This is a genomic window from Nostoc sp. DSM 114161 (assembly GCF_052692665.1).
This window is the reverse complement of the sequence record NZ_CP195141.1, coordinates 5,334,216-5,348,400: the sequence shown is the minus strand read 5'-3', so window position 1 is coordinate 5,348,400 and position 14,185 is coordinate 5,334,216. Positions and strand designations below refer to the sequence as shown.

12 protein-coding genes are annotated in these 14,185 nt (G+C 39.5%); 7 read left to right on the top strand and 5 right to left on the bottom strand.

Annotation, left to right across the window (positions count from 1 at the left end):
- Window position 1 precedes the first annotated feature (1 nt).
- Window positions 2–883 carry a GNAT family N-acetyltransferase gene (locus tag NSTC745_RS22735; protein ID WP_445632973.1) on the top strand — a complete coding sequence of 294 codons (882 nt, stop codon included), beginning with the start codon at window positions 2–4 and terminating at the stop codon, window positions 881–883.
- A gap of 207 nt (window positions 884–1,090) precedes the next feature.
- On the opposite strand, the gene NSTC745_RS22730 is transcribed toward NSTC745_RS22735, so the two are convergent.
- Together NSTC745_RS22730 and NSTC745_RS22725 are read right to left on the bottom strand one after the other, a co-directional pair.
- Window positions 1,091–2,242, bottom strand: a complete 1,152-nt coding sequence (locus tag NSTC745_RS22730; RefSeq protein WP_445632972.1) for a DUF1822 family protein — start codon at window positions 2,240–2,242, stop codon at window positions 1,091–1,093.
- Between the two features lie 2 nt (window positions 2,243–2,244).
- Window positions 2,245–3,447 carry a sigma-70 family RNA polymerase sigma factor gene (locus tag NSTC745_RS22725; RefSeq protein ID WP_445632971.1) on the bottom strand — a complete coding sequence of 401 codons (1,203 nt, stop codon included), beginning with the start codon at window positions 3,445–3,447 and terminating at the stop codon, window positions 2,245–2,247.
- 433 nt (window positions 3,448–3,880) lie between these two features.
- Here NSTC745_RS22725 and NSTC745_RS22720 point away from each other — a divergent pair, with 433 nt between their 5' ends.
- Window positions 3,881–6,328, top strand: a complete 2,448-nt coding sequence (locus NSTC745_RS22720; protein WP_445632970.1) for a CHASE2 domain-containing protein — start codon at window positions 3,881–3,883, stop codon at window positions 6,326–6,328.
- An 18-nt stretch (window positions 6,329–6,346) separates the two neighbouring features.
- On the top strand, window positions 6,347–7,153 hold the full coding sequence (locus NSTC745_RS22715) for a DUF928 domain-containing protein (protein WP_445632969.1): 807 nt from the start codon (window positions 6,347–6,349) through the stop codon (window positions 7,151–7,153).
- 97 nt (window positions 7,154–7,250) lie between these two features.
- Here NSTC745_RS22715 and NSTC745_RS22710 read toward each other — a convergent pair whose 3' ends face one another.
- Both NSTC745_RS22710 and NSTC745_RS22705 read right to left on the bottom strand, forming a co-directional pair.
- Complete coding sequence (locus NSTC745_RS22710) at window positions 7,251–7,382, bottom strand: hypothetical protein (RefSeq protein ID WP_445632968.1); 132 nt, start codon at window positions 7,380–7,382, stop codon at window positions 7,251–7,253.
- 35 nt (window positions 7,383–7,417) lie between these two features.
- Window positions 7,418–7,795 carry a hypothetical protein gene (locus NSTC745_RS22705; RefSeq protein WP_096539613.1) on the bottom strand — a complete coding sequence of 126 codons (378 nt, stop codon included), beginning with the start codon at window positions 7,793–7,795 and terminating at the stop codon, window positions 7,418–7,420.
- 654 nt (window positions 7,796–8,449) lie between these two features.
- Here NSTC745_RS22705 and NSTC745_RS22700 point away from each other — a divergent pair.
- Both NSTC745_RS22700 and NSTC745_RS22695 read left to right on the top strand, forming a co-directional pair.
- Complete coding sequence (locus tag NSTC745_RS22700; protein ID WP_445632967.1) at window positions 8,450–9,703, top strand: AAA-like domain-containing protein; 1,254 nt, start codon at window positions 8,450–8,452, stop codon at window positions 9,701–9,703.
- A gap of 211 nt (window positions 9,704–9,914) precedes the next feature.
- The gene (locus tag NSTC745_RS22695) at window positions 9,915–10,871 is read left to right on the top strand and encodes an aldo/keto reductase (protein ID WP_445632966.1); all 957 of its coding nucleotides are present in this window, start codon (window positions 9,915–9,917) and stop codon (window positions 10,869–10,871) included.
- A 341-nt stretch (window positions 10,872–11,212) separates the two neighbouring features.
- Here the strand turns inward: NSTC745_RS22695 and dapF are convergent, their stop codons facing one another.
- A complete protein-coding gene (gene dapF, locus NSTC745_RS22690; RefSeq protein WP_445638666.1) occupies window positions 11,213–12,067 on the bottom strand; it encodes a diaminopimelate epimerase in 855 nt (284 codons plus the stop codon).
- A gap of 164 nt (window positions 12,068–12,231) precedes the next feature.
- Here dapF and NSTC745_RS22685 point away from each other — a divergent pair, with 164 nt between their 5' ends.
- Window positions 12,232–12,447 (top strand): Hfq-related RNA-binding protein, encoded by a 216-nt coding sequence (locus NSTC745_RS22685; protein WP_445638665.1) that lies wholly within the window; start codon window positions 12,232–12,234, stop codon window positions 12,445–12,447.
- Window positions 12,448–12,523: 76 nt separating this feature from the next.
- Entirely contained in the window at window positions 12,524–14,173 is a 1,650-nt protein-coding gene (locus tag NSTC745_RS22680; RefSeq protein WP_445632965.1) for a tetratricopeptide repeat protein, read from the top strand.
- Window positions 14,174–14,185 lie beyond the last annotated feature (12 nt).

Genomic DNA, 14,185 nt, shown 5'->3' with positions numbered 1-14,185 from the left:
TATGCAGAATCGCTATCAACGTTCATTCTCACAAGACACTGCCCTTAGTTCTAAATTATTCAATTTACTAGAAATTGTATTTCCTGGAGCCGGAATTACTTCCCATGCAGAAGAAGCTAGGAAACTAGGCGTCTCATGGGAAGATGCATCAACGCCATTCGCACGCTTCCATGAAGACGGTAGTTTAATAAGCCACGTTGGAGTACTAGGAATTCCCATGCGATTAATGCGGGAAGATGTAATAGTTGGTGGAGTTCACGCAGTATGTACTCATCCTGATTTTCGTAGACGTGGTTACTATCGCGAAATTATGAATGAAGTATTAGATTATTGCGACAAACGCTACAAAACTTTAATATTAACTACTTCTAAACCAGAATTGTACTACCCCTTTGGGTTTCGTTTTGTGCAAGAACACAGTTTTATAACTAACATTAACTCTCCAGGCGGCGTTAATGGATTACGTTTGCTTGATATTAATAATATTGATGACGTGAAGCTTTTACATCGGCTATTAGAAACACGCGCACCTGTGTCAAATATTATTGGCGTTGTCAATGAAAAGGCTTTGTTTCTAGTTAATGAAGCTACAATCCCTATGTATTACTTTCCAGATTTAGACACTATTGCCTGTATGTCCGTCGAAAGTAACGAACTTAAATTATATGATTTAGTAGCACCGCAAATATTCCCGCTACAAGAGTTGATACAAAGAATACCTGACAATATCAAATCCTGTTTTATCTACTTTAATCCACAGAATCTGAACACAGATGCCCAAGCATTACCAGATATGTTGGATGGAGACTCTCACCTCATGGTTCGCGGTATATTTACCCCGGAACACCAAAAATTTATGATACCCCGTTCTGCTCGGTGCTAATACAAATTTAAAATAATACCAATTTGAAAAAAGAATGCGACAGACGGGTAGGGGCATAACAATGTTGTGCCCTTACGGATAATTGATGTGTCGCAAACATTATTTGAATTGGTATAAGAATACCACACATATATGGGTAGGGGCGTACATCTGTACGCCCCTACAGTCGATTATTATGTTGCAAAGATTTTTTGAATTGGTATAAGTTTAAAACCGTAAAATTTCGCGATCGTAGCCTTCTGGTGTTGGTTCGATTTCCCATACTAACCCCTCTCCTGGCTCTAGTTCTACATCGACATAAAGCCGATCGCTCGCTTGTGTTGCTGTATCTTCATTATTAATAAAGGGTTGCAAATCTTCGCTTAATAGTCGAAGTTTAAATCCTGCTGGAATGGTTTCATCTGGATTGGCATTTTGCAATTCAAAGCGCCATACATTCTCTGTTAAATCACCTGTTGCAAATACACGCAACTCGCAGGTATAATCAGCGATCGCCAACTGTCGCGACAATACATTTGATTCTGGGTTTTCTCGACTCCGCACGCCACGAGGAGCTAATTGCAACCTAGTCATTCCCCAACCAAGTTGTTGGGCTAAGTTTGATACTCCTGTTTGCAACCATTGTTGAATTGACCACTGTGGCGATAATCCTTGGCGGCGTTCGTACAATTGCTGACGCCAGCCACCATGTGCTAATAATGCTCCCCACAGTTCAAAGGGAATGGCTAAACGGGGGAAAACTATTTCAGAATTACCCAGGCGTTCTAATAAGTTTTCTGCCTGCGCTAAAGGTAACTCTGGTAAAGGTGTCACCGCCGCACGTAAAATTTCCTCCGGACAAAGTTGACTAGTAATCGACAAACCATTAATGTCTTTGATTAAGTCATTCTCATCCAAACAATAAGTGCGATCGCTCCCATCATAAATACCTTTGGTTTTCAATTGCCGATGAGTCGTGTATCCCCAAACGCTCGCCCAGCCACCATTAGGATTAACTTGGACTCCGATATAATAATCAGCAACCCAACTGGGAATGTCCGCCCATTCCTGCGGTACGCGCAATTCTACTGTGTCAATTGCTGTTGTGGGAATTAATACCAATCGTAATCCGTCACAAGCGATCGCACTTCCATTCACAAATTCCCAAAAGCTAGGCAGTGCAGCTATTTTAGTCGAAAGTCTCGCACTTGGAAATTGCTCCTCCCTCAACCAAGGTAAAAATGCATCTAAGCACATTTGGTTAACAGAGGCTCGCCAGCGTGCGCCGGATGTAGAAAAAGCCGGTGGTTCCTGGGTTTGAGATGATAGGGAAATTTCTAAAGTCAGCTGTTCTGGAATTGGGCATACATCAAAAGTCATTGTCAAGACTCCACTGGCGAGGAGAGAATAATAGGGCGATAGTGAGCAATCAACCATTCTTCTAGAGAATTGCTCATACTGTCGATTACGTCAGATGTCACAGAAATATGCAGTGTTTTTTGGGTCCACTGCGCTAATTCCATTAGTAAAGTCTTTTTGATTTTAGTTAATTGCCGAGAAACTGTATATTGTTTAATTCCTAGCTGTAAAGCAATATCTTGCTGAGTCAATCCTTGCTTGTAGTAAGTTTGCAGAAGTGCTTGGGCTGCGGTATCTAATTTTTCTAATGCATCGCTTAAAATTCGGTTGATTTCGCTACTTCGCTGTGTTAAATTGTCTCTTTCTTCTTGAAGAATTGCTTCATCTAATACCGATTCTTGAAAATCATTTGTCAGGAGATCGAGCAATTCACCTGTTTCTTGTCCGGGTACGGGGACATCAATGGAAACAGAGGCGGGATATTCATAGAAACGCACGGCTTTAGCAGTAGCAATTAACCAAGATTCCACATTTTCTGGAGTGCAGGCTGGATGAGAAGGCTGACTCAGGCGTTCAGAGTTGTAAAGCTTGGCGATCGCTTGTAATGTTGCATTATCTGGTTTGGTAAGTTTGTGAGCAGTCCCAGCATTATTGGGGGCATAAACTTGCAAGAAACAATTCCAAGCCAGAACATAACGGGCGATAATTTGCGATGGATAACCCCCTTGTTTGAGAGATTCCACTAATCGCTTTTGGCTGATTTTGTGCAGCAATCCCCAATCGCTACAAATATCAACTTCTTGCTGCTGACGTAACAAATCTTTGATTAAATTACTAAAAGTAAATTCAGCATAAATTTTCAAATTTGAACTTAATTGTGGGTTAAAGCCTCTAAGAACTTTGTCAATGCGAGCGATCGCTGTTTGAAAAAAGTCGGCGATCGAATGTTGACTTAGTACATTCATCTTCATTTTTCTAGCAACCCAATAACAGACTTCCTGCAAATAAGCTGTTATGTGAGCAACAGCGATCGGGCTTGCCTGGGTTTGCCAAATCCGATGCCAGTAAATAGCCCAAAAGGTTTCAGACTCTTGCAAAGAAGATTGTTTTAAACAATTTTGCATACTTCGTCGCAGTTTACTATCAGTAACCCAACGGTCAAAATTATCACCTTTGAATAGCACAAATGTGGAAAAAATTTCAATGATATGTTGTCTTGAATACATAAAATATTTGATTTGATAAAAATAGCTAATAAATTTAAAATACTTTCTTCTACCGACACTTTCCTGAAATTTTGCCTCAAACCAACCTAATTATCTTCTTAGCTGAACCGTGTGGCTTTATAGTAGAGTGCATTATGTCTATGTCAGATTCTTGAGAAAAAATTATGTTTGTTGCATAAATATAATAATTGCAGATGATATCTAATGTGTGCCAAAGTTACATATTTTATGATTAAGACCTTCATTAGTCATTTGTCCAATGCCAAATGCCTATTGCCTAATACTTCGACTTCTCTACGAGATGCTACGCGTAGCTTGCTTCCCCGCAGGGGTACGCTCAGCACAAGTGACTAATGCCTAATACTTCTCTACAAGAGGCTGCACCAACGGCTCCGCTCAGCACAAGTGACTAATGACTAATGACTAATGACTAATGACTAAATTGGTAGTTTTAAAATTTGGTAAAGGTAGCTTTGAGATTGGGTTTCCAGTTACTCTCCAAATTGGAGAAGAAAATAGCCGTGCTGAAACTGAAGTTATCGGAGAACTGCCGCCAGACGAAGAATTACCGCTAAATTTTAATTGTTGGCAAGGAATTTATCGGAATCTAGATTTCTCTGCTCGTCCCAAAGGACTACCAAAACTTCAGAAAGTAATTTCAACCGATGCAGAGTGTTTACAAGCGTCACAAAAATTACGCGATCGCTTGAATCAATGGCTGCAATCAGAAACCTTTCGCGACATTCGCGAGAAGTGGCTCGAAAAACTTCAGAAATCCGATCGAATTCGAGTAATTTTACAAACTGAAGATTATCAACTTCAAAAGCTTCCTTGGCATCTTTGGGAATTAATAGAACGCTATCCAAATGCAGAAATCGCTTTAGCTGCCCCTAGCTATGATAAAGTTAGCTTTTTGCCAAAATCGGCTACAAAAGTGAAAATTTTAGCACTATTAGGTGACAGTGATGGAGTCGATATAGCTACAGATCGTCAACTTTTAGAACAGCTACCCGATACAAACATTCACTTTCTTGTAGAGCCATCTTGTGAAGATTTAACAGATAATTTATGGCAACAAAATTGGGATATTCTGTTTTTTGCAGGACATAGTTCAAGTCACACTACAGGAGAAACAGGTCAAATTTATATTAACCAAACAGAGAGTTTGACAATTAGTCAGTTAAAGTATGCTTTGAAGCAAGCCGTCGAACGCGGTTTAAAGTTAGCAATCTTTAACTCCTGCGATGGCTTAGGATTAGCAAGGGAATTTGCTTCTTTGCAGATTCCCCAGTTGATTGTGATGCGCGAACCAGTTCCAGATCGGGTGGCGCAAACATTTCTTAAACATTTCTTACAAGCATATTCTCAAGGCCAATCTCTTTATCTCGCAGTCCGTATTGCCAGAGAACGACTGCAAGGATTAGACGGACAATTTCCCTGTGCCAGTTGGCTGCCAGTGATTTACCAAAATCTCGCAGAGATACCGCCTAGTTGGGATGAGTTGGGGATGGGAAGAGGACAAGGGGAAAGATTTGTCTCCCCATCTCCCCATCTCCCCATCTCCCCATCTCCCTCAGTTCCTAGTTTTGTTGAAAATTCAACTAACAAAGCCAAACGCTCAAAATTTCATCTTCTTTGGCTCATCTTTATGAGTTTAATAATTGGTGGTTTAGTTGTGAGCGGGCGATATCTGGGAATGCTGCAAAAATTGGAGTTACAAGCATTCGATCGATTGCAGGAACTACGCCCAGATGAAGAGCCTGAGTCTCGGTTGTTAGTTGTGACAATTACTGAAGAAGATGTGCAATCACAGTCTCAAGAAAAACCTCAAGGTTCTCTTTCGGATCAATCTTTATTGAAGTTATTGAAAAAATTAGAAGCCTATCAACCGCGAGCAATTGGATTAGATATTTACCGCGATCGCCCTGTTAAATCAGACTTACCAGAACTCCAAAAATATTTGTATAATAGCAAACATTTAATTTCAGTCTGCCGAGTTAGCGATCCTCTATCCGAGCATCCCGGAATTAAACCTCCTCCAGAAATATCGCAAGAACGCTTGGGTTTTAGCGATTTGGTATTCGATCCTGATATCATTGTCCGCCGCCATTTACTAGCATTAACCCCACCCCCTTCTTCACCTTGCAAAGCCACGTATAGTTTCAGCGTTCAATTAGCATTGCATTACTTGGCTGCTGATAATATCTCTCTTCAATTTACGAAAGATGGTGCTTGGAAACTGGGGGAAACTACTTTTAAAACACTAACAGCACACACAGGAGGTTACCAAGGAATTGATGCTTCGGGACATCAAATTTTATTAAATTACCGTTCTCACCGTTCGCTAAAAACATTTGTACCGCAGGTAACGTTAACAGAAGTACTAACAGGAAAAGTTAACGCTGGCACAATCCAAAACAGAATTGTTTTGATTGGTACAACAGCCCAAAGCTTTCAAGATTATTCATCCACACCTTACATCACAAGGGAAGGTGCTATTGAAAAAATACCCGGTGTTTTGTTGCAAGCACAAATGATTAGTCAATTGTTGAGTGCGGTTCTTGATGAGCGATCGCTTTTGTCAACTTGGTATATTTGGCAAGAAATTATCTGGATTTTAGCATGGTCATTAATAGCCAGCTTACTAGTTTACTACATCGAACGGCTATTTTATTTAAGTATTGTAACTGGAATTGCAATTGCCAGCCTCTACGGAATAAGCCTAATATTCTTAATTAAATGGAGTATTTGGATACCACTGATTCCTCCGATTATTAGCTTCACGATCGCTATTATTGTTACTACTTATTTTATGAAGAATTATCTAAATTTGTCGAAATCTGCACGCGTTGTTGTGATTACTAAAAATAGAGATGAATAAACCTTAGGAAAATAACAGATGAAACAATTTCTTCGTCGGCTAACTTCAATTAGTACATTCATCATTTTGATGAGTTACCTGAATACTTCCTTAGTATTAGCAGAAAAATCCAACCCGATTAATTTTAATCCACCTCCCCCACCAGCCGATCGCGGCGCACCTGGAAATCGAGGCGAAGGAGCTTCGCGGGGACAGTGCACCCAATCTAGCGTACCTTTAACTGCTCTTGTACCTAGCTACGAACAGCAATTGCAACAAGGCGCAAATCAAACACTTACCGTCACGGAAGTGTGGGGATTAACTAGTAGAGAACAGCCTAGCTTTTGGTTCTATATTCCTTATGAAAAATCTTCTATTCAAACCATTGAGTTTGTTTTAAAAACTGATAATGATACAATAATTTATCGCCAAAATATCACAGCACCTCCAGTACCTGGAATTGTACGAGTGCAATTACAAAATCAAAAGAGTCTTCTGGAAGCTAACAAACCTTATCATTGGTTTTTTAATGTTAAAGTTGCTTGTGATTCTCAACCAGCAACATCTTATGTGGAAGGCTGGGTGCAACGCGTAAATTTAGATGCATCATTACAGGAACAAATTAAGAAATCTTCGCCACGTCAGCAAGCAGCACTTTACGCAAAAAATGGCATTTGGTACGATGCTTTGACAACTATAGCCGAACTCCGTTTGGCAAATTTAGATAATTCACAGCTGACTGAAGATTGGGAATATCTACTCAAAGTAGTTAAACTAGAAAAACTCTTAACGAAAGCTTTAATTGGAACAACCAGAAAAAGCACATCTAATCAATCCCAAATCTGAAATCCAAAATTATCCGATTGAAGAGCGATCGCTAATTGCTAATTCCAGTAATTTGATTATAAAATAATCTTTTTCGGCTCAATAAGCAATACAAGATTTACTTTTTTAGCAAAGCGATCGCACTCATATTCAGTTGTGTTAGACTAACTCGATACTGAATATAGTAATAGAACCATAGTTTAGGACATAAACTGAGGGTAAAAGCCAGACAAACAGACAGTTTAGACATTATTGCCTATTGCTTGTTCCCTGTTTCCGCTATTATTAACTAATTAACCAATAAAGTTCATATTCTTCAATTAACAATTTTCCACTCTTAGAAGACATCTTAAAAGATAAGTAATAATCTCCCGACTCCCAAATACTAAATTCTTGTTCCTGTTCCTGAACCTTAACTGTAGAGCCACCGTTGGGAATAGTCATGCTAGCAACCTGTGTTTCAGTCTCCGCGTTCATCAAAATAATTTCCAGCAGACAGAAATCTTTTAGTTCGCCAGAATAACGAACTTTGAATCGAATTCTACCCCCATCCCTGAGGGTTTTTTGAATCAAAAATTTTTCCGTTTTCACCTGATTTCCAGACAGTTCAATGCCTTTACCTTGTGTTAATGTTTGAATTCGTCTATGGTTTAATGAAGTCATGATTTTTACTCCTCAGAAAATAAATTCAGTTGAGACATGGCGCTCTTATTGGATTTGCGAACTTAGTTTAAAGGTAGTCAATAGGCAAGAGGTATCTTCACAACAGGTAAGTAAACATTAACTACCTCTTGTGTATTACCTTTTAATACCTATATAATTTGTCCCCAAATCAAATCGGATTCCTGTAATTAGGATGCCGATAAATGTCTTTTGTGTTACTAATTTTGTATCTTCTCATCATTGCCAATAAAACGCAATGCCAGTTGAGACAGTTAAAAAAATAGTCAAAAAGACAGTTAAGACAGTTAAGACAGTTAGGACAGTTAAGACATAAATTGGCGATCGCATAATTAGCAATGTGGTTAAATGTCAAGATAAAATAGATAGATATTTTTGCTAAATTCCCATCGCAAAGAAAGATTTTTAATAACGGACTTTCGTTAGTAAATAGTATATTTTCTAAGAAAAAGTAACAGATATTACTACAATCATTATCAAAAAATTTAATAATTATTTAATGATTTTCGCTCAAAGCTAAATTATTAAATAAGCGAATAGGCGCTCAGGGAGATAAGGATATATAAAGATGAAGGTCATCACTCAATACTCTTAATCCCCAGTATTGTTAAGTTGTTTATTATAGATTCTCCTCACATGAGATACCAAGTTGGCGGTAGCCTCCACATCAACGATCCCACATACATCGTGCGTCAGGCAGATAAAAAACTTTATACTAATTTAAAAGCTGGTAATCTTTGCTACATCTTTAATTCTCGCCAGATGGGTAAATCATCCTTATTACAGCGAACTAGTCATCGCCTTAAAGAAGAAGGCCATAAATGTGTTTACTTAGATTTGACGCAATTGGTGAGTGAGGGTATTACACTATCACAATGGTACAAGAGCATCATTATCAGCTTGTTATACGGCTTAAATTTGGCAGAACAGGTTCAATTTAAGCAGTGGTGGAAGATGCAAGCGGGTCTTTCTCCTGTACAAAAACTATACCAGTTTGTTGAAGAAGTGTTATTACCAAATGTCAAAAACGCTTGCCAAACAGAAAGTAAAGCCGAAGGCGTTTTCATCTTCATTGATGAAATTGATAGTTTGCTGAGTCTGAATTTTCCTATTAACGACTTTTTTGCCTGGATTCGTTATTACTACGAACAACAGGCACACAACCAAAATTTACAAGGTTTGGGATTTGCATTATTTGGAGTAGCCAGTCCGTCGGGTTTAATTGCAGACAAACATCAGACACCTTTTAGTATTGCTACGGCCATCGAATTATTCGACTTTCAATTAGATGAAGCTCAACCATTGCTAGAAGGATTAAAAACAGTAATCAGCCAGCCAGAAATTGTATTGCAAGAAATTATTTATTGGAGTGGTGGGCAACCTTTTTTAACTCAGAAGCTGTGTCATCTAGTGATGGAAGCTGCCTTAAAGACATCAACTCGTAAGATTGAATTACCTCCAAAAACCGAAGCGTGTTGGGTAGAAAAATTAGTGCGATCGCGCATTATCCAAGACTGGGAATCACAAGATGAACCGCAACACCTCCGCACCATTCGCGATCGCTTACTTTTCTTCAACCAACAGCAAGCAGGACGGTTACTCAGTCTTTATCACCAGATATTGCAAGCAGAAGCACAGGAACACAGAAGAAATTACAGTCAATCTTTCCCCCTCTGCTCCCCTACCTCTTGCAGTCCGCTATACCCAACGCCTATTGACGATAGCCCAGAACAAACAGAGCTTTTACTATCGGGATTAATCGAAAAGTGCAACGGCTATCTAAAAATTAAAAACCCTATCTATCGCACTATCTTTAATTCTGAATGGGTGTTAACCCAGTTAAACAATACTTTCGCAACTAAAGCGAGTTCTAAAGCCACAACCACATAAACTACAAGTCACTGCCAGAAGCATAACCCCACAAAAGTAATACTGGCGCCAGAAGAAGACTTGATTTTGGATAGTCTTCTGTGATAACCTGCTTTTGCTTTATAAAATACTGTTTATCGATAGATTTAGTGTATTTAATACAAAATATTGTATTTTTGATTTGATAGAAGGATACTTGACAGGATTCTAAAACTATTTTGAGAGAAAACTTATGACCATTACACAAAGACGTAAACTTGGACGTTCAGAACTAGAAGTTTCACCAATATCTTTTGGTGGCAACGTTTTTGGCTGGACAATTGATGAAAATACTTCATTTGAAATATTAGATAACTTTGTAGCAGCTGGAGGTAATTTTATTGACACAGCCGATGTTTATTCTAAATGGGCGCCAGGAAATCAAGGTGGAGAGTCAGAAACAATTTTAGGAAAATGGCTCAAACAGCGCGGTCATCGCGATCGAGTGGTGATTGCAACCAAAGTTGGTAGTGATATGGGTATTAAAGGCAAAGGACTTTCTCGCAAACACATCCAACAAGCTGTCGAAGACTCATTGCAAAGATTACAAACTGATTATATCGATCTCTATCAATCGCATATTGACGATGAAAGTACTCCCCTTGAAGAGACTCTTGAAACCTACAGTGAATTGATTCGTCAGGGAAAAGTACGTGCGATTGGTGCTTCCAACTATAGCGGTTCTCGTTTGCTACAGGCATTAGAAATTAGCCGCAAACATAGTTATCCTCGCTACGAAAGCCTTCAACCCCGTTATAACTTGTATGACCGAGATAGTTTTGAACAGGATTTACAACAAATTTCCCAAGAATATAAAATTGGTGTAATTAGCTATTCTTCCATAGCTAGTGGTTTTCTATCTGGTAAATACCGCTCAGAAAAAGATTTATCTATTAGTGCTCGCGGTAATTCCATAAAAAAATATTTAAATCCTCGTGGTTTCGCAATTTTAGAAGCAATAGATCGCGTGGCAAAATCATATAATTCTACTCCCACCCAAGTTTCTCTAGCTTGGCTAATTGCTAATCCAACTATTACCGCTCCTATTGTTAGTGCAACAAACCTCGATCAACTCAAAGATATCGTCCAAGCTGCTAATTTGAAACTCGATGGAGACGCGATTAACCTTCTAAATCAAGCCAGTTCTTGATTAATTTTTTAGAATTCAGAATTCAGAATTCAGGATTCAGAATTTATAAAACTCTAAGTAGGTAAACACAATTATTTAGAAGACGCATTTCGACTTCTCCCCTTGGGAGAAGGGTAGGGTACGCTCAATGCTCGGTAAGCTTATTCTAAGAGGGTTGAGTTTCGACTACGCTCAACTTCCGCGCAGTCGAAACCCGGCCAGATCGAGTTAGGTTTAATTTAGTCCTTCTACTTATTCAGTTATGAGTAGAGCTTTAATGGGGGCAGAGGAGCAGAGGGAGAATAATAACTCCTAACTCTTGGAAAGACTTGGGTTAACCCCAGCCCCCTGCCCCCTGCCTCCTACCTTGAGGCTTGAGAAAGCTTACCTGTAAATACCCGTTGCGCTGGGCCTGTCATGTAAACTCGTTGGTCGATTTCTGACCATTCAATTTGTAACAAGCCACCTGGTAATTCTACGGTGGCAGTGCGATCGCATTTTCCAGTTAGTACGCCAGCCACCAAGGAAGCACAAGCGCCAGTACCACAAGCCAGGGTAATCCCTGCGCCTCGTTCCCAGACGCGCATTTTCAGATAGTCGCGGCGCACTACTTGAATAAATTCAGTATTTGTCCGTTGGGGAAAAACTGGGTGATGCTCAAATTTGGGGCCTATGGTTTCTAGCTCAATTGCGGCGACATCTTCCACAAAAGTAATGCAATGGGGATTTCCCATACTTACGCAGGTGACTTCCCAAGTTTGCCCCGCCACCTCTAACGGGTGACTAATTACTTTTTCTTCGGCGGGTGTTAGGGTAGTGGGAATTTCAGCAGCGAGTAACCTGGGTAAACCCATGTCTACTTTCACTTGACCATTAGGTAGGATTTGGGGTGTAATTACACCAGCCAGGGTATGAATGCGATATGAATCTCGATCGCGGGATTCACCCTCTAACTCTGCCAAAAAGCCAGCTAAACAGCGAATGCCATTACCACACATTTCTGGTTCTGAACCATCAGAATTGAAAATCCGCATCGTATAATCAGTGCCGTTTTCTCCAGGTAGGGCAAAAATAACACCATCAGCACCGATACCGAAATGGCGATCGCACAACTCGATCGCTTGCTCTGGAGTGACTACAGGCAAAGAAGATGAGCGATTGTCAATCAGAATAAAGTCGTTGCCGAGACCATGATACTTAGTAAATTCGATTGCCATTTGCAAAATCAATAAATTATATTTGTGTTTTGTCATTGGTCATTTGTCCTTTGTCATTAGCCATTAGTCATTTGTCATTAGTGAATAACCAATGCCCAATGTCCTGTTTGGCCAATGCCCTGTTTGGCCAATGCAAAATGCCCAATATCCAATGACTAATGACTATGATTACTGAATTTGACACCTCTTTGCCTAGTATTAGACAAGTTCAAATCCTGATTAAACAAACAATACCAGCAGAGTTCAAGTTGCTGACTGGTGATTTAATCACGGGCAGGGTTTTATGGCAAGACCCACATTGTGTATGCATTGTAGATGAAAACAGCGAGCAAACTACTGTTTGGAAACAAGCGATCGCTTATATTAAACCAAAAACCTAAGACTCACGTCAGAATTCAGAATTCAGAATCCAGAATTCAGAATCCAGAAATTCAGATCGTCACTTCTGGTTGAGAGATGCAATTACTTTTTGGCATTAGTTTTTTCTTCAGCATTTTATTACTGGGTAAGGCTAATGCCAATCCCAGTAATTTACCACTTGCCCAAGCTGGTAAATCTCAGTTTGGGGGTATACCTGTTGTCTGCCATTTGCAACAAATTGGCAAAGAACCTGAGCAATTGAATAAACTTCTTGACTCTTATTTGACAGCCAAAGAGTATACTTTGGCGTTGCAATTAATTGAGAAATCAGGTTTGAGCGACTTTCAAGTATCAGCTCTCAATCAGATAGTATCTAGCTATATTGAAGCCAAACAGAAAGATAAAGCCATACCATTATTATCCCAAGCGCTGCAAATTGCTAGGGGTATGAAAAATTCCTTCGCTAAAGTTGAGGCTTTATTGAAGACAGGTAATAACTTAATCGCCATTGGCAGAAAAAATCAGGCAATTGAGACGTTTTCTCTAGGAGTGCAGGAGGTTTTAGCTTTACATAAAATTCCTACAGTTCCGTCTTTACCTGATGTTAATGAAGATAGTGAAGCGAAATATGCCATTTTTTTGACTCAGTTTGCTGCTGGTTACATTGCTGGCGGAAAATCTGACCAAGCGGTTAAAGTTCTGGCTCAAAGTTTGAAGATTGCCCAAGCCTTAGAAAACAAAACATCTCAAGCTAACGTTTTGCTTGGCTTGAGTATTCAGTATGATGCTGCTGGACAGGGTAAAAAAGCACAGGAGCTATTAACCCAAAGCCTAAAAATTGTCCATAATGTTGATGAAAATCAACAAACTATTACTTTGTTGATGATAGCTCAACAGTTATTTAAGGCAAAGCAATTAGACAAACTATCGGTAGTGATGGAGAGCTTTTTACAAATTGCCCAAAAGACGAAAAATGAAGCAGCCAGAGTGTTTATGTTTGGCTCGATAGCTAGTACATGGTTAGCTATCGATCGCGACGACAAAGCAATTACAATTGCTAATAGTCTTGAAGATCCCTACACGAAAACTAAGGTACTAAATTCGCTTGCTTACTATTATCTCGAAGCCAACAAAACAGAAAAAGGGCTAGCAATTCTCAATCAAAGTTATGCAGTTGCTCAAACTATTCAGGATCGAACAAAAAGAGATTATGCCTTGGTGTTTATCTCAGCTTTTTACGCCACAGCCAACAAAATTAATCGAGCGTTAGAGGTAACTGAAAAAATTGAGGATGGAGATAGGCAAAGTATTGCTTGGAAGTTGATAGCAGAGGAACTTGTCAAAGCTAAAAAATTTGACCAAGTATTACAATTAGCGCCACGCATGGAAAAAGACGAAGTAGGAGGCGCACTCGCCGCTATTGCCATCGCCTATGCCAATGTAGGAAAGTCTCAGCAGGCGATGGATTTAGTTAAAAACATTGATAGTGAGTACTACCAACTTAAAGCTTTAATTGCGATCGCTAATCACTACCTGCAACTAGGACAACTTCAGCCAGCTTTTAACACAGCACAATTAATTTCAACTGTCAAGGATAAATCCGATATTTTAGCAGCAATCGCCCTTGCTTATGGTGAATCTGGAGAGTACCCCAAAGCAACGGAAGTAGCACAAGCTATCCCAGAGATAAACCAACGTAATTCGCTGATTAAGTTATTAACTTGTGCTAATCAGAAACGTCTTTAATTATAATGAGTA